Origin of the sequence: Beutenbergia cavernae DSM 12333, from assembly GCF_000023105.1 — a bacterium.
Classification (GTDB): domain Bacteria; phylum Actinomycetota; class Actinomycetes; order Actinomycetales; family Beutenbergiaceae; genus Beutenbergia; species Beutenbergia cavernae.
The window spans coordinates 4,602,480-4,625,789 of the sequence record NC_012669.1; the positions used below are offsets into that span (position 1 = coordinate 4,602,480).

At 71.9% G+C, this 23,310-nt stretch carries 20 protein-coding genes and 1 pseudogene; 6 read left to right on the forward strand and 15 right to left on the reverse strand.

The window, feature by feature from the left end:
• Positions 1–9: 9 nt before the first annotated feature.
• Entirely contained in the window at positions 10–1,383 is a 1,374-nt protein-coding gene (dnaB, locus tag BCAV_RS21010; RefSeq protein WP_015884650.1) for a replicative DNA helicase, read from the reverse strand.
• Positions 1,384–1,751: 368 nt separating this feature from the next.
• Here dnaB and BCAV_RS21015 point away from each other — a divergent pair, with 368 nt between their 5' ends.
• The gene (locus BCAV_RS21015) at positions 1,752–3,134 is read left to right on the forward strand and encodes an MATE family efflux transporter (RefSeq protein WP_015884651.1); all 1,383 of its coding nucleotides are present in this window, start codon (positions 1,752–1,754) and stop codon (positions 3,132–3,134) included.
• A gap of 9 nt (positions 3,135–3,143) precedes the next feature.
• Here BCAV_RS21015 and BCAV_RS21020 read toward each other — a convergent pair whose 3' ends face one another.
• The 12 genes from BCAV_RS21020 to BCAV_RS21075 form a co-directional block, all read right to left on the reverse strand.
• Entirely contained in the window at positions 3,144–3,842 is a 699-nt protein-coding gene (locus BCAV_RS21020) for a Pr6Pr family membrane protein (protein ID WP_050761779.1), read from the reverse strand.
• 141 nt (positions 3,843–3,983) lie between these two features.
• Entirely contained in the window at positions 3,984–4,439 is a 456-nt protein-coding gene (gene rplI / locus BCAV_RS21025; protein WP_015884653.1) for a 50S ribosomal protein L9, read from the reverse strand.
• 11 nt (positions 4,440–4,450) lie between these two features.
• Entirely contained in the window at positions 4,451–4,687 is a 237-nt protein-coding gene (gene rpsR / locus BCAV_RS21030; protein WP_015884654.1) for a 30S ribosomal protein S18, read from the reverse strand.
• Positions 4,688–4,753: 66 nt separating this feature from the next.
• Entirely contained in the window at positions 4,754–5,302 is a 549-nt protein-coding gene (locus tag BCAV_RS21035) for a single-stranded DNA-binding protein (RefSeq protein ID WP_015884655.1), read from the reverse strand.
• Between the two features lie 48 nt (positions 5,303–5,350).
• The gene (gene rpsF / locus BCAV_RS21040) at positions 5,351–5,641 is read right to left on the reverse strand and encodes a 30S ribosomal protein S6 (protein ID WP_015884656.1); all 291 of its coding nucleotides are present in this window, start codon (positions 5,639–5,641) and stop codon (positions 5,351–5,353) included.
• Between the two features lie 258 nt (positions 5,642–5,899).
• The gene (locus BCAV_RS21045; protein ID WP_015884657.1) at positions 5,900–8,410 is read right to left on the reverse strand and encodes a transglycosylase domain-containing protein; all 2,511 of its coding nucleotides are present in this window, start codon (positions 8,408–8,410) and stop codon (positions 5,900–5,902) included.
• Positions 8,411–8,696: 286 nt separating this feature from the next.
• Positions 8,697–10,190, reverse strand: a complete 1,494-nt coding sequence (locus BCAV_RS21050; RefSeq protein WP_015884658.1) for a CoA-acylating methylmalonate-semialdehyde dehydrogenase — start codon at positions 10,188–10,190, stop codon at positions 8,697–8,699.
• A 51-nt stretch (positions 10,191–10,241) separates the two neighbouring features.
• On the reverse strand, positions 10,242–11,009 hold the full coding sequence (locus BCAV_RS21055) for an SDR family NAD(P)-dependent oxidoreductase (RefSeq protein ID WP_015884659.1): 768 nt from the start codon (positions 11,007–11,009) through the stop codon (positions 10,242–10,244).
• Positions 11,006–12,139 carry a Gfo/Idh/MocA family protein gene (locus BCAV_RS21060; RefSeq protein ID WP_015884660.1) on the reverse strand — a complete coding sequence of 378 codons (1,134 nt, stop codon included), beginning with the start codon at positions 12,137–12,139 and terminating at the stop codon, positions 11,006–11,008. Before BCAV_RS21060 ends, BCAV_RS21055 begins: the two co-directional genes overlap by 4 nt.
• Positions 12,139–13,041 carry a sugar phosphate isomerase/epimerase family protein gene (locus BCAV_RS21065; protein WP_015884661.1) on the reverse strand — a complete coding sequence of 301 codons (903 nt, stop codon included), beginning with the start codon at positions 13,039–13,041 and terminating at the stop codon, positions 12,139–12,141. The genes BCAV_RS21060 and BCAV_RS21065 overlap by 1 nt, the downstream gene beginning before the upstream one ends.
• Positions 13,038–14,045, reverse strand: coding sequence for a zinc-binding dehydrogenase (locus tag BCAV_RS21070; protein ID WP_015884662.1), 1,008 nt, complete (start codon positions 14,043–14,045; stop codon positions 13,038–13,040). Before BCAV_RS21070 ends, BCAV_RS21065 begins: the two co-directional genes overlap by 4 nt.
• A complete protein-coding gene (locus BCAV_RS21075) occupies positions 14,045–14,893 on the reverse strand; it encodes a 2-deoxy-5-keto-D-gluconate 6-phosphate aldolase domain-containing protein (protein ID WP_043347685.1) in 849 nt (282 codons plus the stop codon). The genes BCAV_RS21070 and BCAV_RS21075 overlap by 1 nt, the downstream gene beginning before the upstream one ends.
• Before the next feature lie 82 nt (positions 14,894–14,975).
• On the opposite strand from BCAV_RS21075, the gene BCAV_RS21080 reads away from it, so the two are divergent.
• The 5 genes and pseudogenes from BCAV_RS21080 (at position 14,976) to BCAV_RS21100 (ending at position 19,817) form a co-directional block, all read left to right on the forward strand.
• Positions 14,976–15,929 (forward strand): PfkB family carbohydrate kinase, encoded by a 954-nt coding sequence (locus BCAV_RS21080; protein ID WP_015884664.1) that lies wholly within the window; start codon positions 14,976–14,978, stop codon positions 15,927–15,929.
• Positions 15,930–16,035: 106 nt separating this feature from the next.
• Positions 16,036–16,782 carry a GntR family transcriptional regulator gene (locus BCAV_RS21085; protein WP_015884665.1) on the forward strand — a complete coding sequence of 249 codons (747 nt, stop codon included), beginning with the start codon at positions 16,036–16,038 and terminating at the stop codon, positions 16,780–16,782.
• A 75-nt stretch (positions 16,783–16,857) separates the two neighbouring features.
• Complete coding sequence (locus BCAV_RS21090) at positions 16,858–18,135, forward strand: Gfo/Idh/MocA family protein (protein ID WP_015884666.1); 1,278 nt, start codon at positions 16,858–16,860, stop codon at positions 18,133–18,135.
• Between the two features lie 126 nt (positions 18,136–18,261).
• Positions 18,262–18,714: pseudogene (locus tag BCAV_RS23620) on the forward strand (MBL fold metallo-hydrolase); the annotation flags it as partial.
• Between the two features lie 314 nt (positions 18,715–19,028).
• Entirely contained in the window at positions 19,029–19,817 is a 789-nt protein-coding gene (locus BCAV_RS21100; RefSeq protein ID WP_015884668.1) for an SDR family NAD(P)-dependent oxidoreductase, read from the forward strand.
• Between the two features lie 287 nt (positions 19,818–20,104).
• Here BCAV_RS21100 and BCAV_RS21105 read toward each other — a convergent pair whose 3' ends face one another.
• Positions 20,105–22,273, reverse strand: a complete 2,169-nt coding sequence (locus BCAV_RS21105; RefSeq protein WP_015884669.1) for a hypothetical protein — start codon at positions 22,271–22,273, stop codon at positions 20,105–20,107.
• A 7-nt stretch (positions 22,274–22,280) separates the two neighbouring features.
• Complete coding sequence (locus tag BCAV_RS21110; protein WP_015884670.1) at positions 22,281–23,291, reverse strand: aldose 1-epimerase; 1,011 nt, start codon at positions 23,289–23,291, stop codon at positions 22,281–22,283.
• Positions 23,292–23,310 lie beyond the last annotated feature (19 nt).

The window sequence follows — 23,310 nt, forward strand, 5'->3', positions numbered from 1 at the left end:
CCGTCCGCCCTACCAGGCCCCACCGGCGCTGGACTCCTGCGCCATGTCGACGAACCTCGCGTAGTGCCCCTGGAAGGCCACGACGATGGTGTCCGTGGGGCCGTTGCGGTGCTTCGCCACGATGACGTCTGCCTCGCCCGCGCGCGGAGACTCCTTCTCGTACGCGTCGTCGCGGTGCAGCAGGATCACCATGTCCGCGTCCTGCTCGATGCTGCCCGATTCGCGGAGGTCGCTCATCTGCGGCCGCTTGTCGGTCCGCTGCTCGGCACCACGGTTCAGCTGCGAGACCGCGATCACCGGCACCTCGAGCTCCTTCGCGAGGAGCTTGAGCGCCCGGGAGAACTCCGACACCTCCTGCTGCCTCGACTCCACCCGCTTGCCCGAGCTCATGAGCTGCAGGTAGTCGATGATCACGAGCCGCAGCCCGTGCCTCTGCTTGAGCCGCCGCGCCTTCGCCCGGATCTCCATCAGCGACATGTTCGGCGAGTCGTCGATGAACAGCGGCGCATCGGACACCGCGCTCATCGTGGACGCGAGCCGCGTCCAGTCGCGGTCCTCCATCGGACCCTTGCGCAGCTTCTGCAGCGGCACCCCAGCCTCCGCGGCGAGCAGGCGCATGACGATCTCGTTGCTGCTCATCTCCAGGGAGAAGATCGCGCTAGCCATGCCGTGCTTCACCGACGCCGCCCGGGCGATGTCCAGCGACAGCGTCGACTTGCCCATCGCGGGCCGTGCCGCGACGACGATCATCTGACCCGGGTGCAGCCCGTTCGTGAGCCGGTCGAGCTCGGCGAACCCCGTGGGCACTCCCACGAGCCCGCCGCTGCGGTTCACGGCGTGCTCGATCTCGTCCATCGTGCCGTTGATGATGTCCCGCAGCGGCCGGTAGTCCTCGCTCGTGCGGCGCTCCGTGACGGCGTAGATCTCGGCCTGGGCGGTGTTGACCAGCTCGTCGACGTCGCCGCCGTCGGTGGCGTACCCGAGCTGCACGATCCGCGTGCCCGCCTCGACCAGCTTGCGGAGCACGCTCCGCTCCCGCACGATCCGCGCGTAGTACCCGGCGTTCGCGGCCGTCGGCACCGCCGAGATCAGCGTGTGCAGGTAGGCCGACCCGCCGACCCGGGCCAGTAGGCCCCTCTTCGTCAGCTCATCCGAGACCGTGATGGCGTCGGTCGGCTGACCGCGCCCGTACAGGTCGAGGATCGCCTCGTAGACCATCTCGTGCGCCGGGCGGTAGAAGTCCTGCGCGCGCAGCACCTCGACGACGTCGGCGATCGCGTCCTTCGACAGCAGCATGCCGCCCAGCGCACTCTGCTCAGCCGCCACGTCCTGCGGCGGGGTGCGATCGAAGTCTGACCTCGGTTCGGCGTCGACGGCGGTCATGAAGCCCCTCTCTCCTCGAACACCAGTTGTACCCGAGGGCACCCACAACGACCCTGACGCCTCTCCGGCAGATCACGCTTCCACCGGGACCGGGCCACGCTAGGGCCCCGCCGGCACGGCGCGCGAGTCGGGTGGTGCACCGACCCTGTGGACGAGCCGCCCTGCCCTGTGGGCGCGCTGTGGACGACGACGCAACCGCGCTGTGGACGACACTCCGCGTCCGTCCACACCTGTGTGGATCCCCTGTGGACGACGCGCCGCGAGCCCCGCAAGCACGCGGATCCGCGCACGCCGACACCCTGTGGATCCCGCGTCCACGAGAAGAGCCGCCGCGACACGCCGACGGCGCCGAATGCCACTCTGGGGGCGTGCGCGGACGAGACAGGACCCGGGAGGGCGACGCCTCGCCGTCGGGCACCGGCCTCGCGCCCGGCGAACGACGGCGGCTCGACCGCCAGATCCTCGCCCTCGCCGTCCCCGCGCTCGGCGCGCTCGTCGCCGAGCCGCTGTTCGTGCTCGTCGACTCCGCGATCGTCGGCCACCTCGGCACCGCGCAGCTCGCCGGGCTCTCGCTCGCGTCCACTCTGCTCGTCACGATCGTCGGACTCGCGGTGTTCCTGGCGTACGCGACGACGGCGGCCGTGGCCCGGCGCGTCGGCGCCGGCCAGGTGCGGGAGGCGATGCAGTCCGGCGTCGACGGCATGTGGCTCGCCACCGGCCTCGGCGTGGTCCTCGCCGGCGTGCTGCTCGTCGTCGCCCCGTGGGCGGTCGGCGCGATGGGCGGGGCCGACGACGTCGCTCGCCACGCCGTCGTCTACCTGCGCTGGTCCTCGCTCGGCCTGCCAGGGATGCTGATCGTCCTCGCCTCGACCGGGGTGCTGCGCGGCCTGCAGGACACCCGCACACCGCTGTGGGTCGCGGCGGGCGGCGCCGCCCTCAACGCCGTCCTCAACGTGGTGCTCGTGTACGGCGCCGGGCTCGGCATCGCGGGCTCCGGCATCGGCACGGCGATCGCGCAGACGGCGATGGGTGCGGTGCTCGCCGTGGTCGTGGTGCGGGGCGCCCGGCGACACGGCGCCTCGTTGCGCCCCGCCGCCGGCGGCATCTGGGCCAACGCCCGCGCGGGCGCACCGCTGTTCGTCCGGACGCTCTCGCTGCGCCTGGCGATCCTGGTCACGGTGTTCGTCGCCACCGGGCTGGGCGAGGTGACGCTCGCGGGGTACCAGGTCGTCAACGCCGTGTGGCTGCTCGCGGCCTTCGCCCTCGACGCCCTCGCGATCGCCGCCCAGGCACTCGTCGGGCACGGTCTCGGCGCCGGCGACGTCCCGCGCGTCCGCGCCCTCCTGCGCCGCTCCCTGCAGTGGGGGGTGGGCGCGGGCGCAGTGCTCGGCGTCGTCATGGCGGCCGGCGGCTGGTGGTTCGCGCTGCTGTTCACGACCGACCCGCAGGTGCGGACCGCCGTCGCCCTCGGGATGGCCGTGTGCGGGCTGCTGCTCCCGATGGCGGGCTGGGTGTTCGTGCTCGACGGCGTCCTCATCGGCGCCGGCGACGGCCGCTACCTCGCGTGGGCCGGCATGCTCACGCTCGTCGCGTACGTGCCGTTCGCGCTCGCCGTCCGGGCGTGGGCTCCCGACGGCGCCGCCGGACTCGCGTGGCTGTGGCTCGCCTTCGCCGGGGTCTTCATGGCGGCCCGGGCGCTCACCACCGGGCTGCGCGCGCGGGGGTCCCGCTGGATGGTCACCGGGGTCTGAGGCCGGGCATCAGATGCGCGGGCGCGGGCGAATCACGGGGAGCCGGTCGGCCGCTCTGAACACGAGCGCGAGCACCGCCGCCAGCACGAGCACGCCCGCGGTGTTCCGCAGCGCCACGCCGAGGCCCAGCTCGGCGGCGTTCAGGAACGGGTACGGGTACCAGTCGGTGGCGGCACCGCGCACGAACGTGAACACGATCCAGGCCACCGGCCACGCGAAGGCCCATCCGATCGTCGCCAAGTCGATCCGCGGCCGCGGCCCGAACAGGAACCAGCCCACGATCGTCCACACCGGCGAGAACGCGTGGAGAGCGAAGGAGACCCACAGCGCGAGTCCGCTCAGCTGGACCATCGGCAGGAGCACGAACGTGAAGACCAGGCCGGTGATCGCGATCGCGAGGAGCGAGTCGACCCGGAGCACCCGCCACACGCGACCGTCCCGGTGCGGCCGCAGCACCAGCCCGATCGCCGCGGCGAGGACCACGATGTTGCTCTGGATCGTGAAGTAGCTGAACAGCCGCGCCAGGCGCACGCCGGCGCCGAGCTCGTCCTCGGTCTGCCCGCTGTTCGCGTCCTGCCCACCCGTGAAGAGCAGCACGATCTGCGCGATCAGGGCCGCCGCGACGACGACGGCGAGCACCCCGTGCCACGCACGGATCGCCGTCGCCGACCCGGCGCGCTCGGTCACGGTCCGTCCCGCTGGAGGCATGTCCGAGAGCGTAGCGACGACCCCGGACGACCCTACGTCGCCGCACGGGACGCACCGCCGGCATGACGACGGCGGCCGGCTCCCTGCGAAAGGGAACCGGCCGCCGTCGTCGTCCGCCGCGGGCGACGGACAGGGTGGAGCTCAGGCCGAGGGAACGACCTCGACGTCGAGGTCCGCCGAGACGTCCGCGTGGAGCCGGACGTGCACGCGGAACGAGCCGAGCGTCTTGATCGGCGCCGGGACCTCGATCTTGCGGCGGTCGAGCGTCGGGCCGCCGGCGGACGAGACCGCCGCGGCGATGTCCGACGTCGTCACCGCACCGAACAGCCGGCCGCTCTCGCCCGCACGGGCGGAGATGCGGACGGTCGTGGCCTCGAGCTTGTCGCGCACCGCGGCAGCGTCGGCGGCGGTCGCGATCGCGCGCTTCGAGCGAGCGCCACGGATCGCCGCGACCTGCTTCTCGGCGCCCTTGGTCCACGTGGTCGCGAGACCGCGCGGCACGAGGTAGTTCCGGGCGTACCCGTCCTTGACCTCGATGACGTCGCCGGGCTCACCGAGACCGGTGACCTCGTGCGTGAGGATGAGCTTCGTGGTCATGATCGCTCCCCTCAGCGAGCCGAGCTCGAGTACGGCAGGAGCGCCATCTCGCGGGCGTTCTTGACGGCCTTCGCGATGGCGCGCTGCTCCTGCACGGACACGCCGGTCACGCGGCGAGCGCGGATCTTGCCGCGGTCGGAGATGAACTTCCGCAGCAGGACGGTGTCCTTGTAGTCGATCGCCTCGATCTTGGCCGACTTCAGCGGGTTCGACTTCTTCTTGGGCTTGCGAAGAACGGGCTTCGCCATGATGTGTCTCCTCGTGTGTCCCGCGGGCCGGCGTGTGCTGGTGCACACGGGGCCCGGTCGTTGTGTCTAGAAGGGGGGCTCGTCGCCGAACGAGCTCGAGCCGCCCGCGGCCCACGGGTCCTCGCCCTGGGCCTGGTTCCCACCCTGACCGCCGCCCTGGTTGCCGCCGTAGCCGCCACCCTGACCGCCGCCGTAGCCGCCACCCTGGCCGCCGCCACCGCCACCGCCGAAGCCGCCGCCTCCGCCACCGCGCGAGGCGCGGGTGACCTTGGCCGTGGCGTACCGGAGCGAGGGGCCGACCTCGTCGACCTGGAGCTCCACGACGGTCCGCTTCTCGCCCTCGCGGGTCTCGTACGAGCGCTGCACCAGGCGGCCCTGCGCGATGACGCGCATGCCCTTGGTCAGGGACTCCGCCACGTTCTCCGCGGCCTCGCGCCAGATCGAGCAGCGCAGGAACAGCGTGTCGCCGTCCTTCCACTCGTTGGTCTGCCGGTCGAAGGTGCGCGGGGTGGACGCCACCGTGAAGTTGGCGACGGCGGCTCCGGACGGCGTGAAACGCAGCTCGGGGTCGGCCGTGAGGTTGCCGATCACGGTGATGACGGTGTCGCCTGCCATGGGTGCTCCTCGGTGTCGGTTGCCGGGGTCAGCGGGTCGGAGCCGCTGTCAGTGAGCGTCGGGGCGGATGAGCTTCGTGCGCAGGACAGCCTCGTTGAGGCCGAGCTGGCGGTCGAGCTCCTTCGCGAGGTCCGGCGTCGCCGTCAAGTTGACGACGGCGTAGATGCCCTCGGCGCGCTTGTTGATCTCGTAGGCCAGGCGGCGCTTGCCCCAGATGTCGACGTTGTCGACGGACCCGCCACCGGTCTTGATCACGGACAGGAACTTGTCGAGCGACGGAGCGACGGTGCGCTCGTCGACCTCGGGATCGAGGATGATCATCAGTTCGTAGTTACGCATACTCAGGACCCACCTCCTCTGGACTGGACGGTCACGGGCCTTCCGTGACAGGAGGGTGATGCGTGGACCGCCGCCGTTCGCGGGCGCAGGGGCACGCGGACGGACGATGCGGTCGGTGGAGTCTACCGTGCCCAGCCCGGCCCGCGGCACGCGGGCGTCGTCGACGTCGGCGACTGCGGGGCGAGCGTCCGAGTGCGGTGCGTGCCGGTCCGCACTCGGACGCACGCCCCGCACCCGGGTACGACGGAGGCGTCGCCGTCAGCCGCCGTCGGGAGGACCGGTGGAGACGACGATCGTGATCGTCGAGCCGCGCGGTGCCGTGCCGCCGGCCGGGTCCTGCCGGACCACGAAGCCCGCAGGCTGCTGGTCGGACGCCTCGTCGGCACGGACGACGGTGAACCCGGCCAGGCTCAGCTGCACCTGAGCGGCGGTCGCCTCCATCCCGGTGGTGTCCGGGACCGGCACGCCCTCGTCGGACGGCTCCTCCGTCGGATCCTCGGTGGGATCTTCCGTGGGTTCCTCGGTCGGTTCGGGTGGCCCGGACGAGACGACGAGCGTCACCGTGGATCCGACCACGACCTCCGTCCCCGCTCCCGGGTCCGTGTGCACGACCGTGCCGGCCGGCTGCGTGGACGGCTCCTGCGACACGCTGGCGACCAGCCCGACCTCGCCGATCTGCGCCGTCGCCGTCGCCTCGTCCAGCCCGACGACGTCCGGCACGGCCACCATCTCGGGCGGCGGCGGGGGAGGTGGCGTCGACCGCTCCGGGAACTCCTGGACCTCCATGCCCTGCGTCGCCGTCTGCATGTACTGCGTCCACAGGTCCGCGGGCACGGTGCCGCCCGCCACCGGGTCGTAGCCTCCGAACGGGGTGATCGTCTGGATCTCGCCGTCCGCGCCGGGCTGGTACAGCGCGACGACCGTCGCGAGCTGCGGGACGTACCCGGCGAACGACGCCGCCGTGTAGTCGTTGGACGAGCCCGTCTTCCCGGCGACCGGACGGTCCAGCTGGCTCGCCGTCTCGCCCGTGCCGCGCTCGACGACCTGGGTCATCGCGTAGGTCGCGTCGGCCATCACCTCGGCGTCGATCACCTGCTCGCCGGTGGTGTCGGCCGTGTACTCGACGTTGCCCTCGCGGCCGGCGACCTGCTCCACGATGTGCGTCTCGTGCCGCTCGCCCTGCGCCGCGAACGTCGCGTACGCCGTCGCCATGTCGACGGCGTGCGGCGCCGCCGAGCCCAGCACGTTCGAGTCGACGGCGTCGAGCCCGTTGGTGTCCTCCGGGAGACCCGCCCGGACGGCGACGTCCCTGGTGTTCTCCGGCCCGATGTCGTGGTTGAGCTGGCCGTACACCGTGTTGACCGAGTTCACGGTCGCCTCGACGAGGTCGATGCTGCCGCGGTTGACGCGGTCGAAGTTCCGCACGTTCCAGCCGTCGATGTCGCGCGGCGCGTAGCTCTCGTAGCGGTCCTCGAGCGTCACGCCCTGCTCGAGCGCCGCGACGAGGGTGAACGGTTTGAACGTCGACCCGCCCTGGTACACCGCCTGGGTAGCCCTGTTGTACGACTCGGCGATGAAGTCCGTGCCGCCGTACAGCGCGCGGATCCCACCTGTCGCCGGGTCGATGGACACGAGCGTGTTGCGCAGCTCCGGCGCGTAGCCGGTGACCATGTTCTGCATCGTGTCGACGGCGGCCTGCTGCATGGTCGGGTCGATCGTCGTCGTGATCGCGAGACCCTGCCGGTTGAGCTCCTCCACCGTGTACGGGGCGTCGTCGCCGGTCGTGAGCTCGTCGATCGCCATCTGCAGCAGGTACCCGTTCGGGCCGGCGAACGTGTCGCTGCGCTGGTACTCGACGACCTCGGGGAAGGTGGCCTCGTTGCGGTCGGCCTCGGTGATCCAGCCGTCCTGGACCATGAAGTCCAGCACGCGGCTCCACCGGCTCTCGGCCTGCTCGGGGTTCGTGGCCGGGTCCCAGTTGTTCGGCGACGGGATGATGCCCGCCAGCAGCGCGGACTCGGAGATCGTCAGCTCGGAGGCCGGCTTCCCGAAGTAGGACTGCGCTGCCGCCTCGATGCCGTACGCGTTCCGGCCGAAGTAGATGGTGTTGAGGTAGGCGTCGAGGATCTCGGACTTGTCGAGCTCCCGGTCGAGCTTGACCGCCAGGATGGCCTCGCGGAACTTGCCGACGTAGTCGGTGGTGGTCCCGAGGTAGTAGCGCTCGACGTACTGCTGCGTCAGCGTGGAGCCGCCCTGCTGCCCGCCACCGCGGAGGTTGTTCCACAGCGCGCGGGCGATGCCGATCGGGTCGATGCCCGAGTTCGAGTAGAAGCGGCGGTCCTCGGAGGCGACGACGGCGTTCCCCACGTAGTCCGGCAGCTGCGTCGTGTCGACGATCTCGCGGTTGACCTCGGCGAGGGTGCCGATCTCCGTGGTGCCGTCCGCGAAGTACACCGTCGAGCCCTCGGCGAGCGCGAGGTCGTCACGTTCGGGGATGTCGGTCGTCGCGTACGCCGCGGCGAACAGGCCGGCGACGAGGGCGACACCCGTCACGAACGTGCCGAGCAGCACCCGCCAGCTGGGCAGCCACCGCCGGATCGGGCCGAGTCCCTGGCGCGGGTAGTTCCAGCCGCGCTTGCGCTTCGGCTTCGCCGACGACGTCCTGGCGCCGTTCGCGCGTGCCGTCCCCGAGCCGCTGGGTCGGTTGGATCCGCCGCCGCTGCCCCCGCCGGAGCGGCGCGCGTTGGTGCGCTTGCCGGCACTCGCCACGCTCAGCCTTCTTCCGTCGTCACCTTGGTCGCGCCGAGTGCGCCACGCCTGGGCGCATCCTCCGCGTCGACTCCCGACGTGCCCCGCCGAGCAGCCACCGATGTGCGGCGGCAGGCTGAGGCACCGGCCACCCAGTATGCGTCGACGCCCCCGGCGGGGGAACGGCCCGAGCACCGATTCACCACATCGGCACACAGTCCTTACTCGCGGTGAGGCGCGCATCACTCCTGCCGACGGCAGGTGCGTGCGGGACGCCGTCCGGCGAGGAGCAGGGTCCGGCCGAGCCTCAGCTGCTCGGGAAGTGGAGGCTCATCCCCGCCGTGCTGTCGCGCTGCCAGCGGCTGGTGACGACCTTGTCGCGCGTGTAGAAGCGCACCCCTTCGGGGCCGTAGATGCGGGCGTCACCGAACAGCGACGACTTCCAGCCGCCGAACGAGAAGTGGGCGACCGGGACCGGCACCGGCACGTTGACGCCCACCATCCCCGCCTCGACGTCGAAGGAGAACTGCCGGGCGGCACCGCCGCTCCGGGTGAAGATCGCCGCCCCGTTGCCGAACTCGTGCTCGTTGACCAGCGACAGCGCCTCGTCGTAGCTGTCCGCCCGGACCACCGACAGCACGGGGCCGAAGATCTCGTCCCGGTACACGCTCATCGACCTCTCCACGCGGTCCAGCACGCACGGGCCCACGAAGTAGCCGCTGTCGGGGAGGTCGCCCGTCCGGCCGTCGACGACCAGCTCCGCACCCTCGGCCACGCCGGCGTCGACGTATCCGAGCACGCGGTCGCGGTGCTCCGCCGAGATGAGCGGACCGATGTCGGTGTCCGGGTCCGAGGCCGGGCCGACCCGCAGCGCCGGGAGGCGGCGGGAGATGGCGGCCACGAGGGGCTCCGCCACGTCGCCGACGGGCACGACGACCGACACCGCCATGCACCGCTCGCCCGCCGACCCGAACGCGGCGCTGACAGCCGCGTCAGCGGCCGCGTCGACGTCGGCGTCCGGCATCACCACCATGTGGTTCTTCGCACCGCCCAGGGCCTGCACGCGCTTCCCGGCCGCAGTGCCGGCGGCGTAGATGCCGCGAGCGACGGGCGTCGATCCCACGAAGCTGATCGCTGCCACGTCCGGGTGCGCGATCAGCGCGTCGACAGCGCCCTTGTCGCCGTGGACGACGGAGAACACGCCGTCGGGCAGGCCGGCGTCGCGCCACATCCGCGCCAGCACGACGGCGGCAGACGGCACCTTCTCGCTCGGCTTCAGGACGAAGGCGTTGCCGCACGCGATCGCCGTCGTGCACATCCACAGCGGCACCATCGCCGGGAAGTTGAACGGGGTGATGCCCGCGACGACGCCGAGCGGCTGCCGGATCGAGTGGACGTCGACGCCTGTCGAGACCTGTTCGGAGAACGACCCCTTCAGCAGCTCCGGGATCCCTGTCGCGTAGTCGGCGTTCTCGGCGCCCCTGGCGATCTCACCGAGGGCGTCACCGTGGGTCTTGCCGTGCTCGCGCGAGATGATCCGCGCCAGCTCGTCGGCACCCTCGCGCAGGATCTGGCGGAACGCGTACAGCACGTCCGCCCGGCGACCGAGCGACGTCGCCCGCCAGGCGCGGCCCGCGACCTTCGCCGTGGCGACGGCCTCGCCCACCTCCTCGGCGGAGGCGAGCGGAACGCTCGTCACCTCGGCTCCGGTCGCCGGGTCGAGAACGGGGATGGTCCGGCCGGAACGTCCGGCACGAGCGCTCCCGGAGATCCAGTGCTGCAGCTCGTCCTGCTCGGGCATGAGTGTGCTCCTGTCGTGATCGACGATCCGGTGGGGGTGACAGCGGCAGGCTCAGTAGCGCAGCGCCTTGCCGCCGTCGACGAGGACTTCCTGGCCCGTGACGAACGGCAGGTCGAGCGCGACCGTCACGATCGCGTGGCCGATGTCGTCGGCATCGGCGAGCCGCCCCAGCGGGACGAGGTCCGCCTCGGCGTCGAAGGTCCTCCGTGCTGCCTCGGCGCCGACCAGTCGCTCGTGCCAGCCCGAGATCACGGTGCCGGGTGCGACGGCGTTGACCCGCACGGCGGGAGCGAGCGCGACGGCGAGCCCGCGGGTCAGCTGCGCCAGGGCCGCCTTGCTGACGCCGTACGGCAGCGAGCTGCCGACGGCGCGCGTCCCCGCGATGGACGTGACGTTGACGATCGAGCCGCCGCGGCGCCTCATCGACTCGGCGAACGCCTGGCACACCCAGAACGCGCCGACGAGGTTGACGCCGAGGAGCTCGTCCCAGAGCTCGGGGGTCACGGCGTCGAGGTCCGCGAACTCGATCTTCTCGGTCGTCCCCGCGCTGTTCACGAGCACGTCCAGGCCGCCGCTCGTCTCCAGCACGTGGGCCGCGGCCCGGCCGACGGCGTCGCGGTCGGACACGTCGAGGAGGAGCGGGTGCGCGACGGCGCCCATCCCGCGCAGCTCGGCGGCGAGGTCCTCGGCCGCCTGCGCCGACCGGGAGTACCCGACGTGGATCTCCTCGATGCCGCGCCGCGCCAGCTCCAGGCATGTCGCGCGACCGATGCCCGTGGCGCCACCGGTGACGACGGCGACCCGACCGGCCGCGCTCACGCCGCACCCTCGGTGAGCCGGTCGGCGTCGCGGCGGTCGTCGTCGGACATCGGCAGCGACACCGGAGCGAGCCGATCCTGGGACAGGTAGACGCCCTTGACCACCTCGAGCGCCGTCAGGCCGTCACGACCGGTGATCGCCGGGGGTCGGCCCGCGCGGACCGCGTCGAGGAACTCGGCGATCTGGATCCGGTGGAACCCCGGCAGGCTCGGCCTGCCGTGCTCCTCCTCGTGCCACCGCCTGGCCAGCTCCTCCTCGCCGTCGAAGGTCCACAGGTCGGTGACGGCCTGCGCGAGCTCGGGGCTCTCCTGAAGTCCCACGCTGTGCCCCGCGGTGCCGTGCACCGCCAGGCGGAACCCGGGGGCGCGGTAGGCGACGGCGGGGCTCGGCTCCGAGGCGAACCCGTTCTCGAACGTCGTCATCGCCTGGATGGTCGCGATGGCCCCGCCGGCATAGGTGACGACGGCGCCCGCGACGTCCTCGACGTCGATGTAGTCGGCGTGCTTGAGAGTCGCCCAGCGCCCGTACACGGACGTGGGCGTGCCGAGCATCCAGTTCATCATGTCGACGTAGTGGATCGCCATGGTGAGCAGCGCGCCGCCGCCCTCGCCCGTCCACGAGCCGCGCCAGTCGTCGCGTTCGAAGTACGTGCGGTCGCGACCCAGCTGCGCCAGGCACTCTGCGGCGACGACGCCGCCCAGGCGGCCGGCGGCGATGGCGTCGTGCATCCGCTGCGCGGCGGGGAAGAAGCGGCGCTGGAAGACGGTCCCGAGCGTCACCCCGGCCCGCTCGGCCGCCACCACGAGCTCGTTGGCCTCCGCGAGCGACGTCGTCAGCGGCTTCTCGACGAGCGCCGCGACCCCGCTGTGGATCGCCTGCATGGCGGGTGAGAAGTGGTGCTTGTGCGCCGTCGCCACCAGGACGGCGTCGAGGTCGGCGTCGGCGAGCATGCGGTCGACGGCGTCGTAGACCCGCACGCCAGGGAAGCGCTCGGCGAGCTCCTTGGCGCGTTCGACGGTGCGGTCGCACACCGCGACCAGCTCGACGCCAGGCAGCGCCGAGGCCGCCTCCGCGTGGGTGGCGCCGATCTTGCCGCAGCCGATCACTGCCACCCGCATGTCCCTGGCCATCACGCCTCTCCTCCTCGACCGTCCGGACCTCTCCGCACGCCCGCCTCGGCGAACGCCCGGGCCAGGGTGCTGTACGACAGCTCGGCTGCCGCGACCTCGTCGAACCCCGGCTTCGCCTGCCGTCGGACGCTGATCTCGACCGAGACGGTCCCGCCGTAGCCCAGCGAGTCCAGCTGCGACAGGAACGGCACGTAGGCGAACTCGCCCTCACCGGGGACGAGGAAGTCGAAACCGTCGTCGGTCCGGACGTGGTCCTTGACCTCGACGACCAGCGTGTGCGGCAGCAGCGCGGCGACGACGCCCTCGAGGTCGAAGTCGCGCACCGCGAAGTGAGAGATGTCCAGGTTGACGCCCAGCGTGGGGGAGGCCACCGCCGCGAGGACGGCGAGCGCCTGCTCGGGAGTGGAGACGACGGCGCCCGAGTGCGGTTCCAGTGCCACGGCGCAGCCGGCAGCCGTCGCCAGCTCCGCCAGCTCCCCGAAGCGGTCCTCGATCAGCTGGCGGTCGGCGTCCCACGTGGTCTGCGCCACGATCGGGGGTGGGTTGCCTCCGAGCAGGGGCCCCTTGGGTCGGTGCGCCCCGAGGCTGACCGGCAACGCCGCGCCGGCACCCAGCAGGGCGGCCACCTCGAAGGATCGCATCAGCCGACGACGGCTGCCGGCCCACGTCTCGTCGTCGCACACGAGGGGCGCGTTCGCCGTCACGCTGGAGATCTCGAGCCCGACCTCGCCGGCGGCCGTGCGCCAGCCCGCGACGTCCTCGTCCGTGGCGGTGAGCGCGTCGGTAGGCCACCCCTCGCAGACCGTGACCTCGACGCTGTCGTAGCCGATCCGCGCCAGCGTCCGCACGACCTCTCCGAACGGCAGTGTCGGGGTCGACCAGGTGTTGTAGCCCAGCTTCACGACGCTCCGTCCGGGCAGAGGAGCTGCTTGACTCCGGCACTCGTGCGTACCGCGTCGAACGCGGCCGGCCACTCGCTCAGGGGGTATCTCCGGCCGACCAGTGGTTCGAGGTCGACGAGCCCGCGCTCGAGCAGCAGCATCGCCCGGTCCCAGGACTCGGGAGTGCTCGCGAACCCGCCGGTGATGACGAGCTCGTGGAACGACACCCGGGCGAGGTCGATCGGCACGGCGTCGCCGCGCTGGCCGATCTGGACGTAGCGGCCGCCGCGCCGGACCCGTGCGATCCCGAGCGCCATCCCGGCGCCCGAGCCCGAGCACTCCAGGACGACGTCGACCTCGCTCGGGGCGTCCGCCGGGTCGTCGGCGCACGCCAGTCCCAGGGCGCGCGCGACGTCGAGGCGTTCGGCGTCCGCCGGCGTCCCCAGCACCGTCGGTTCGCCGCCGCAGACCCGGGCGACCTGGGCCGCGAGCAGGCCGATCGCGCCGGGTCCGACCACCAGCACGCGGTCGCCGGCGCGGACGGCCGGCGTGGGGTGGAACAACGACCGGCAGACGCAGGCCAGGGGCTCGCTGAGCGCTCCCGCGGGCAGCGGCACGTGGTCCGGCAGCCGGCGCGCGTTGCGCGCGGGAACGACGACCTGCTCGGCGAACCCGCCGTCGGCGCCGGAGCCGATCGAGACCCTGGACTCGCAGCGGTTGGGCGATCCGCCGCGGCAGTCGCGGCACTCGCCGCACGTCGAGAAGAACGTCTCGAGGGCGACACGCTCGCCGACCCGGGCCGCGTCGACACCGGGACCGACGGCGGCGATCGTGCCGCTGACCTCGTGCCCGAGAGTGACCGGTGGGCGTGAGCCGTAGCTGCCGTCGAGGATGTGCAGATCGGTTCCGCACAGACCCGCGGCGGCGACGTCGACCACCACCTGGCCCGGCCCAGCGGTGGGCCGCGGGACCTCCTGCAGCTCGACGTCGCCCGGCTCTGGACCCGTCTTTCGCACCGCGTGCATCAGCCGACCCGTGCTCCCATGTAGCGCAGCGTGCAGGACGTGTAGGTCGAGGCGATCTGGTCGACGGCCTCCTCGCGCGCAAGCCTGCCATCCAGCCAGGCCGCCACGGGTGCGCCCCAGATGCTCCGCCCGATGGCGAAGCCGCTGAACCCGGGGGTGGCGGCGGCGACGTCGAGCCAGTGGCCGACGACGTCGTTCGGCGCGCCCGCGCCCAGCACCACGCACGTGGCCCGGGGGTCTGCGACCACGGCCTGCCCGGCGACCCGCGCCGCGGCCTCCCGTGAGGAGATCCCCTCGACCTTCCACATGTCCACCTGCACGCCCGCATCCTGGATCTCCGCCATCGATCCGCACAGCTCGTCGACGTCGACGCTGGGGATCTCCCCGTCGGCGCTGTCGCTCTGGCCGACGATCAGCTCGAGCATGAAGGCGATCGACCGCTCCGCCAGGAAGTCCGCGAGCTCACGCAGCCGGCCCAGCTGCGTCCGCTTCGTCTCGGGGGCATCGGTCGTGCGGTAGTGCACGAGGGCCTTCGCGCACGCAGGCCGGAACTCCAGCAGGTGCTGCCGGTAGTCGCTGCCGTACTCGAACGTGAAGACCGACTCGGACGCCCGTTCCACGGGCATCGAGACCGGAAGCCCCAGCGCGGCGACGCGCCTGGCGATCGACGCCCCGAACTCCTCGTCGATCAGCACGCCAGGGCGCGCTCCCCCGAGCCCGCCCTCGATCGCAGCAACGAACGCGTCGAAGATCAGCTCCTTCGACCGACGGATCTCGGCGTGCGTCATCCCGGCGGCACGCACCGAGGAGAACGCACGTTCCCGATGATCGAACGCCAGCACAGCCATGGGCTGATCATCTGCGGTCGCCACGACACTCCCCTCCTCGACGCCTCATGACGTGAGGCTAGCACGTTGTTACGATGTCTCTATGTCTGCACAGGTAACCAAGGAGCTCGATCTTGTCTCCGTCGGGCGGGTGGTCGTCGACCTCTACCCGGCCGAGGACGGGCGCGCCCCCAAGGACGTGGAGAACTACCGCCAGTACCTCGGAGGATCCCCGACGAACGTGGCGGTCGCGGCCGCGCGCGCGGGCCTCCGGAGCGCCGTGGTCACCCGCACCGGCGACGACCTGTTCCACGAGTTCGTGGTCGATCAGCTCGCGAGCTTCGGCGTCGACGCGCGCTGGGTACGCGCCGTCCCGGGACGCCGTACGACGCTCGCGGTCTGCGACCTTCGCGACCCCTCCTCGCCTGCGCTGCAGTTCTTCCAGGACACCCCGCCGCCGACGGACGCGCTCGACGCCGCCGAGCTGGTGGCGGCGTCGTCGTCGTCGCACATGCTCTGGATCACCGCCTCGGGGTTCGCCACCGACCGCTCCGCGGCGGCACACGACGCAGCGCTCGCCGCGGCGGAGCACACGTTCCTCGATCTCGACCACCGGCCGGACTTCTGGGCCGACGAGCGCGCCCTGCGCGATCGCCTCCGGCCCGTCCTGCCCCAGGTCGACACGGTGGTCGGCAACGAGAAGGAGTGCTCGATCGCCCTCGGCCGCCCGGGAACCGCCGAGGAGCTGGGGCGGGTGCTGCTCGACGAAGGACCGCGCCTCGCCGTCGTCAAGCGTGGGGAGGAGGGGGTGGTGGCGGTCACGCGGGACGCCGTGCTGTCCGTGCCGGCCGTTCCCGTCCGCGTCGTCAACGGGCTCGGCGCGGGCGACGCCTTCGGGGGCTGGCTGGTCAGCGGGATGTCAGCGGGAGTGCCGCTGGACGTGACCCTGCGACGCGCGACGGCGGCTGGCGCGATCGTCGCCTCGAGGCGGGGGTGCTCGGTCGCCATGCCCACGCCGGCCGAGGTCGACGAGCTCCTCGAACGGCACGGACGCTGACCGATCGCACGGCCGGACTCCGGCTGCCCCGGGTGTTGCCCCGTCGTCACTCCCGATGCACTATTGTCACATTGAGTTGACATGTTGCCTGTGGGGACGGATCGAGATGGCCGAAGAGCACGCAGTGATCCAGGTGGCGCTCGACCGCGCATCCCCCGTCCCGCTCTACTTCCAGCTCGCGGAACAGCTCACCTCGGCGATCACCGACGGTCACGCTCAGCCTGGCGACCCGTTCGAGAACGAGGTCGCCATGAGCGAGCGACTGGGACTCTCGCGCCCCACGGTGCGGCGCGCGATCCACCACCTGGTCGACCAGGGGCTCCTGGTGCGCAAGCGCGGCCTCGGCACGTTCGTCGCCAGCCGGCGGGTGCACCGCCGGGTGAGCAAGGGGAGCCTGTACGAGGACCTCTCGATCCAGGGCCGCCATCCCAGCACCGAGGTGCTGAAGGTGGCGAGCGAGCAGTACCCGAAGGCGGCGACGGCGCTCGAGCTCGATCCCGGTACCGAGCTCCTCGCACTGAGGCGGCTGCGGTTCGCCGACGGCGAGCCGTTGGCGATCATGCAGAACTGGCTCCCCCCGCGGCACAGCTCGATCACGCAGGAGCAGCTCGAAGCCCGAGGCCTGTACGCCGTCCTGCGCGACCACGGCGTCGGGTCGGTCGTCGCGCACCAGTCCGTCTCCGCACGGCTCCCCACCGCCGAGGAGCGCGCGCTGCTCAAGATCTCGAGCCGGCTTCCGGTCATCGCCGTGTCGAGGACCGCGTTCGACCCGTCCGGCGCCCCGGTCGAGCACGCCGAGCACGTCTATCGTTCGGACGGCTACACGATCGACCTGGTGCTCGAGGAGAACTGACGCCGCCTCGCCGCGAGCACCGCGCACGTCTATATGTATTGACATATTCACCTGTGCTCAGGTAGGTTCGCGGTCATGGAGCGAATTCCCCTCGCGATCGTCGGCGCGGGCGGCATGGGCACGAGACACCTGTTCGGGATGGCCGAGCTCGAGCGTGCGGGGCTGAACCCGTTCGACCTCGTCGCGGTCTGCGACGTCGACCCCGCTCGCGCCGAGCACGTGGCCGACGAGGCGCGGGCCCGCCTCGGGCGCCGGCCTGCCGCCTGCGCCGACGTCGCAGCAGCGCAGCGGCTGGGTGCCGTCGCCGTCGACATCACCACGGTGCCGCAGGCCCACCACAGCCTCGCGGCCGACGCCGTCGCCCTCGGGCTGGACGTCATGGTGGAGAAGCCGGTCGGGCTCACCATCGCCGCCGCGCGGCAGCTCGAGGCATCGGTCGCGGGATCGGACCGGATCCTCAGCGTGGCCGAGAACTTCCGCCGCGACCCGACCAACCGACTGGTGAAGGCCCTCGTCGACGGCGGCGTCCTCGGGGAGCCTCGGTACTTCCATCAGAGCTCAGGTGGCGGCGGCAACCTCATGGCGATCTCGATGTGGCGACACATGAAGGACGAGAGCGGCATCCTCTTCGACGCCGGCACGCACTACACGGACATGATGGAGTACTACCTCGGCCCGGTCACCAGCGTCTACGCCCAGATGCGGCTGTTCGAACCGGTCCGCTACAACCCGGCGGCGACGGGTGGCGCACCGGCGTCGAACCCGGGCGGCGTCTACGGCCAGTCCCAGGCGGCGATGCCCGCCGAGTTCGAGGCGACCGCCGACGACGCCCTGTTCGCGATGGTCAACTTCGCCTCCGGCGCCGTCGGTCAGTACGCGGAGAACCGGGCGGAGCACGGGCGGGACAGCTGGGCGCGCAGCGTGCACGGCTCGGCAGGCGCCGTCGAGATCCCCAAGGACCGCAGCGGCCAGCCGCTCGTGCTCACGCTCGACCGGACCCACACCTACACGGGCGCCGAGATCCTCCCGCTCGTCCCCGAGTTCCAGCTCGACGACGCGACGGCGGCGTTGTTCGGTGGAGCGCAGGCGACGGCGTACGGGCTCGACTTCGAGACCGTCGACCGCCTCCTGCTCGCCGTCGAGTACGCCGAGTTCGGTTCCTGCATCAGCTCCCGAACCCGACCCGAGGTGGGCCTCGACGAGGGGCTCCGGGCGATAGCTCTCTGCTACGCGATGATGGAGTCCGGTGCCGCCGGTGGCACGCTCGTCACCGTCGACGACGTCCTCGACGGTTCCGTGAGCGGCTACCAGGCGAGCATCGACGCGGCCATCGGGATCGGCGCCAACGCCTGAGCCATGGAGCACTTCACGCAGATCGTGCAGGACGTCCTCCTGCTGAAGGTCCCGTTCACGGGTGTGTGGACGGGCGTCACGCTGGTCCTCGGTGAGGGGCCGCCGATCCTCGTGGACAGCGGCGGCATGGCCGAGACGGTGGACTCCACGATCGTGCCGGCGCTCGCCGAGCTCGGCATGGGTCTGTCCGACATCGGGTGGGTGCTCGCCACCCACATCCACGGCGACCACGTCGGGGGCATCGCGCGCATGCGCCAGCTGGCGCCCTCCATCCAGGTGGGCGTGCTGCGCGAGTCCGACGAGCGCATGCGTGATCCGCTCGCGTACAGCCGCGAGATCCGTGCCGCGTTCCCCGAGCACAGCGCCGCTCCCCCGCCCGTGCTCGACGGCGTCACGCCGGATCGGCTGCTCGACGACGGCGACATGGTGGGCCCGCTGCGAACCATCCATACGCCCGGCCACGACACGGACGCCTGCTGCTTCTTCGACGTCCGCTCGGGCACGGTGATCACCGGCGACTCGCTCCAGCTCAACGGGACGGTGTCGCAAGGGTGCGCGTTGCTGTTCGACCCCGAGCGCTACCTGCCCTCATTGCAGCGGCTGCTCGCGTTGCCGGTGCGGAACATCGTCTGCGGACATCCGTACCTGCCGCTGGGCGAGGTCGCCATCGGCGAGGACGCCGCCCGCCAGTTCCTCGCGGCCTGCATCGGGTGCTACGAGCACGACCGCGGGTTCGTGGCCGGCATGGCGGCAGCCGGCGTCACCGATCCCCACACGGTCGCGCGCGCACTGGTCGCCGCGGTCGACGGCGTGGAGCCGGCGAAGCTGTTCCTCCCGATGCACACGGTGGCCGCGTACCAGGAGCTGGCAGCGGCGGACAGGAGTACACGCACATGAAGGCGGCCCTCATCACAGGAGCCTCGCGCGGCATCGGCGCTGGGTGCGCTCTGACGTTCGCCCGCGAGGGCTACGCCGTCGGCATCAACCACCGCTCGTCCGGCCAGGACGCCGAGCGCGTGGCGGAACAGTGCCGAGAGCTGGGCGTCGAGGCCGAGGTGTTCGCCGCCGATGTTGCCGACGTCGGCGAGTCCCAGGCGATGGTCGAGCAGTTCGTCGAGCGATTCGGCCGGATCGACGTGCTCGTCAACAACGCCGGCGGAGCGCTGCGGATGCCGCCGGGCGGCTTCATCGACATGCCGACGGCGTACTGGGACAGCCAGATCGCGCTGAACCTGAACGCTGCCGCCTACTGCGCGCAGGCGGCGGCGCGGGCGATGGTGGCGCAGGAGATCGCTGGCGCCATCATCAGCATCTCCTCGATCCACGGCGACGTCACGTGGGTCCGCCGCAAGGCCCTGCCGTACTCGGCCGCCAAGGCCGGGCTCACCATGATGACGAAGTCGCTCGGCGTCGAGCTGATCCAGCACGGCATCAACGTCAACTGCATCGCGCCGGGGCTCATCCACACGAAGGCCCTCGACCGCTACTCCGAACGCGACCTGACCGCGTTCAACCGCAAGATCCCGTTCGGGGGTGGCGGCGAGCCCGCGGACATCGCCGAGCTCGCGGTCTTCCTGGCCGACAAGGCCAAGAGCCGGTTCATCGTGGGCCAGACGATCACCGTCGACGGCGGACAGTCGATCGACGGCGCGATCGACGCCATGCTCGACGACGCGTTCTGAGGCGAGTAGCCGCACCGACGCGTGCCCCGGACCTGCCGAGTGCGTGATCCCTCCCGTCGACACGCCGCAGCCCGCAGGAAGATGCACGCACTCGGCGCAGCAGGTACGGCCCCATCCGGCCCTCAGCCGCGCTCGACGGGGCGCGAACACGACTCATGGCCTGATCGCGGACGCGAACCCCACACCCGCCGAGTGCGGGATCCCTCCCGCCGATACGCCGCGGCCCGCAGGAAGATGCACCGCTCGGTGGCCGGCGGGCCGCGCGCCGCCGCGCGGCCCGCCCGTTCTCAGAGCCCCGCGAGCTCTTGGTAGAGATCGGCGTCGTAGTCGATCAGGTCGTTGATGCCGCGCAGGTGACTGACGGTCACCCACGGCAGCCACTCGCGGTGCCGCCCCATCCCGCGCGCGAGCGTGAAGCAGTAGTGCTCCTGCTGCCACCCGGGGCCGCGCGTGCCGCGATGGTCCTCCGGTGTGCCGACCATCGCCTTCGTGTTGTGCAGGAGGATGCGCGCCACGTCCAGGTAGTGGGGGTCGGCGGTCTCCTGCGCGAGCCGCGCGTAGCTCTCCACGTCCCACGCCATGTAGGCATCGTTCAGCGAGTGGCCCGTGGCGATCAGCTGGATGCCCACGGTGGGTGTGCCGCGCTTCCAGTGCAGCTCGGCGTCGTCCGCGTCCTCGGGCATGGGGACGTCCCAGATGTACATCCAGGTCTCGGCGACGTCCGCGGCGATGCGTGCGCGCTCGAGCCACGTCTCCTCGTGCGTGAGGTGGTGCAGCGCGAGGTAGGCCTCCAGCGCGATGGTGGCGGCCTCCTTGTCGACCACGTCGGGGTTGTCGATCGTCCCGCCGGTGAAGCGACCCCGCGCGTGCCCCCCGGCGCCCCACGCGAACTCGCCCGCCCGCAGTGCGGCGTCGAGGTACGGCTCGTGCCCGGTGACCCGATAGAGCTGCGCGTAGAACGGGACGACGTTGTACGTGCCGGTGGTCGACGCCGAGAGCAGCTCTCCGGACAACGCCCGCCAGGAGCGGGGGAAGCCGCCGCCGGGTTGCTCCTGCGTCAGCAGCCAGTCTGCGAAGGTGCGCACCCAGGCGAGCCACTCCGAGCGATCCCTGCCCGCCCGCACCTCGCGCTCGTACGCCCGCATCAGCGACTTCATGTCGTCGGTGAAGCTGCGCAGGTAGATCGCCTGCTCGGTCGTGACCTCGCGCCCCGTGGGCCACGTCGAGACGGCTGGCGCGCCGGACCTCAGCATGAACCCCTCGTCGAGCGGCGGGTCGACCGGCCGTCGCACGAACACGTCGATGGCCTTCTCGGCGTCTCGCACGAGGGCCCTGCTGCGTTCCGACCCCGGGTCGCGGGCGGCCTCGACCAGCATCATCTCCGCGGAGCCCAGGGCGTAGCCGGTGAACCCGAGGATGACCTTCGAGTCGGGATGCTCCTTACCCCCCGGGATGGCCGGCATCACGAACTTCACGCCGGCACGGTTCCCGCCGACCGGGTCGGAGACCTCGAGGAAGTTCTCGGCGAGCACGTCCACCATGGTCGACCGCATGGTCTCGACGTCCTGCGGGTTCGGGCGCGGGTCCAGCGTGCGCCACGCCCATCGCCAGGAGCTGGTGATCAGCTCGTTGGTGTCGGCGGCCCGGTCGAAGCGGAACGTCACCTCGTACCGGTGCGTGAAGCCGTCGGTCAACGGGTTGAAGCGGTACCGCCACCGCTGCTCGGCGGTCGCGCCGTGCTCCCCGCCCCCCTTCGGCCCGTAGCTCAGCGACCCCTCCGAGCCGGGCATCGCGTAACCCAGCGCGGTGCCGTCCGGCCGCTCCTCCGCGAGGACGGCACCGAACCGGAACTCCCCGGCCACCATCGGCTCGCGGGAGAAGCTCTGGCCCTCCGCCGCGCTCGTCCGGCCGTCCGGGGCTGAGTCGAGGACCGCGACCGTCGCGCCGTCGGGCAGCCGGGTCGCGAGCAGCGGCGCGGGCATCCGGTCCTCACGGATCCACACCGTGTAGTTGCCGGGCTCGTAGTAGTTGCCTGCGCCGAAGGAGTTGTCGCGCATGTGGTCGAAGTTGCCGTAGATCATGCCTGGGGCGAACCACTCCATCTGCGGCCACGGCTCGGCCCCGACCACGCGCAACGCGGCGACGCTCGCGAACCCGCCCGGAGCGTCGCCGTGCACGCGCACCTCCCGGCGCAGCCGCAGCGAGTCCCCCTCGGTCGTCCAGCGGTCGGTGAAACGCAGGGTGGCGCCGCCCGGCGTGTCCAGGCGACCGGTGCCCAGCCACTCTCCGCCCGTCCCGCGCAGCGAGTCGTAGCCCGCGTCGAGCGTCACCGGTGCGGCTCCCGCCTCGCCGCTCCACACCGTGGCGCGCAACGGTGCGGCCTGCTCGGCCGCCGCGCCTCCCGGCGCACCGACGCGCAGGCCGAACGAGCTGTCGGCGTTCTTCAGCACATGCACAGCGCTGTCACCTCTCGGGGTTCGTCTTTCTCGACGACACGACACGCATCGTCACGGACTTGGTCACTGTCTTGCCCGGCTCGATCGTGAGCTCGGTCCCGGTCAGCTCGCGGGCGCGGCGCACTCCGCTGGGGTAGCCGGACGCCGGCTCCAGCGCCAGTGAGTGCGCCGTCCCGTACCAGGGGTAGTCCTGCCGACCGCCCGACTCGTACCAGTACCAGGCGAACGGGAAGTCCTCCCGACTCCAGGAAAGCTCCACCATGAGCCCGATCTCCGGGTTGTGGATCCGGGCGTGCACCTGGTCGTCGTCGAACGAACCGAGGAACGCGAGCCGAGCGCCGCCGCTGCCGGCGGCGTCCAGCCGGGAGAGGTCGACGGCGGACTGGTCGACCTCCGTGTGCGCCGGCCAGCGCGGTGGTGCCGGGGTCGGCGGGACGTCGTCGGGCATGTCCGGATGGACGACGCACCCGGTGACCTCCACTGTCGTCGCCGGGCCGATCAGCGGCGCCCCAAAGGCGGGATGCTGGCACCAGAGCACGTCGACCGGGCGGGCGCCGACGTGCTCGACCGACTCGGTGACCGTGACGGCGTCGGCCACCGCGACCACCGTCTTGGTGACGACGAACGGACTGCGCGCGAGCGCCGTCGTCATCTCCACGCCGTCCGCCACCGGCTCCCAGGTGAACGGCGCGAGCCAGGTCTCGCCGTGGAAGCCCCAGTCGACGCCGTACTCGACCGACGCCCTGCCGGCGTTCGGGAACATCGTGTTCCAGCCGCCGCCGGAGCGGTCGAGTGCAAGCGTCTCCGGCACGCCGGGCAGCGGGAGGGCGGTCGGTGGGCGCAGCCCCCAGCGCGGGGTCCACAGCAGCTCGATGTCGGTGGACCGCTGGCGGATCGAGGAGACATCGCCACCCTTGCCCGGGATCACGACGACCTCGAGGTCGTCGGTCGTCAGGTGCACCGCCTCCCACCCGGAACGCGTGCTGACTCCGGGCCGCGCGGCAGCATCGGCGCTCATCGTGAGTTCCCTTTCTCGC

Excerpts from the sequence above, each read along its gene's own strand:
- BCAV_RS21060 (WP_015884660.1), bottom strand. The coding sequence starts at position 12,139 with ATGGCCAGGGACATGCGGGTGGCAGTGATCGGCTGCGGCAAGATCGGC.
- rpsR (WP_015884654.1), bottom strand. The coding sequence starts at position 4,687 with ATGGCGAAGCCCGTTCTTCGCAAGCCCAAGAAGAAGTCGAACCCGCTG.
- rpsF (WP_015884656.1), bottom strand. The coding sequence starts at position 5,641 with ATGCGTAACTACGAACTGATGATCATCCTCGATCCCGAGGTCGACGAG.
- BCAV_RS21100 (WP_015884668.1), top strand. The coding sequence starts at position 19,029 with ATGAAGGCGGCCCTCATCACAGGAGCCTCGCGCGGCATCGGCGCTGGG.
- BCAV_RS21080 (WP_015884664.1), top strand. The coding sequence starts at position 14,976 with ATGTCTGCACAGGTAACCAAGGAGCTCGATCTTGTCTCCGTCGGGCGG.
- BCAV_RS21020 (WP_050761779.1), bottom strand. The coding sequence starts at position 3,842 with ATGCCTCCAGCGGGACGGACCGTGACCGAGCGCGCCGGGTCGGCGACG.
- BCAV_RS21050 (WP_015884658.1), bottom strand. The coding sequence starts at position 10,190 with ATGCCCGAGCAGGACGAGCTGCAGCACTGGATCTCCGGGAGCGCTCGT.
- rplI (WP_015884653.1), bottom strand. The coding sequence starts at position 4,439 with ATGACCACGAAGCTCATCCTCACGCACGAGGTCACCGGTCTCGGTGAG.
- BCAV_RS21110 (WP_015884670.1), bottom strand. The coding sequence starts at position 23,291 with ATGAGCGCCGATGCTGCCGCGCGGCCCGGAGTCAGCACGCGTTCCGGG.
- BCAV_RS21035 (WP_015884655.1), bottom strand. The coding sequence starts at position 5,302 with ATGGCAGGCGACACCGTCATCACCGTGATCGGCAACCTCACGGCCGAC.
- BCAV_RS21085 (WP_015884665.1), top strand. The coding sequence starts at position 16,036 with ATGGCCGAAGAGCACGCAGTGATCCAGGTGGCGCTCGACCGCGCATCC.
- BCAV_RS21070 (WP_015884662.1), bottom strand. The coding sequence starts at position 14,045 with ATGCACGCGGTGCGAAAGACGGGTCCAGAGCCGGGCGACGTCGAGCTG.
- dnaB (WP_015884650.1), bottom strand. The coding sequence starts at position 1,383 with ATGACCGCCGTCGACGCCGAACCGAGGTCAGACTTCGATCGCACCCCG.
- BCAV_RS21075 (WP_043347685.1), bottom strand. The coding sequence starts at position 14,893 with ATGGCTGTGCTGGCGTTCGATCATCGGGAACGTGCGTTCTCCTCGGTG.
- BCAV_RS21090 (WP_015884666.1), top strand. The coding sequence starts at position 16,858 with ATGGAGCGAATTCCCCTCGCGATCGTCGGCGCGGGCGGCATGGGCACG.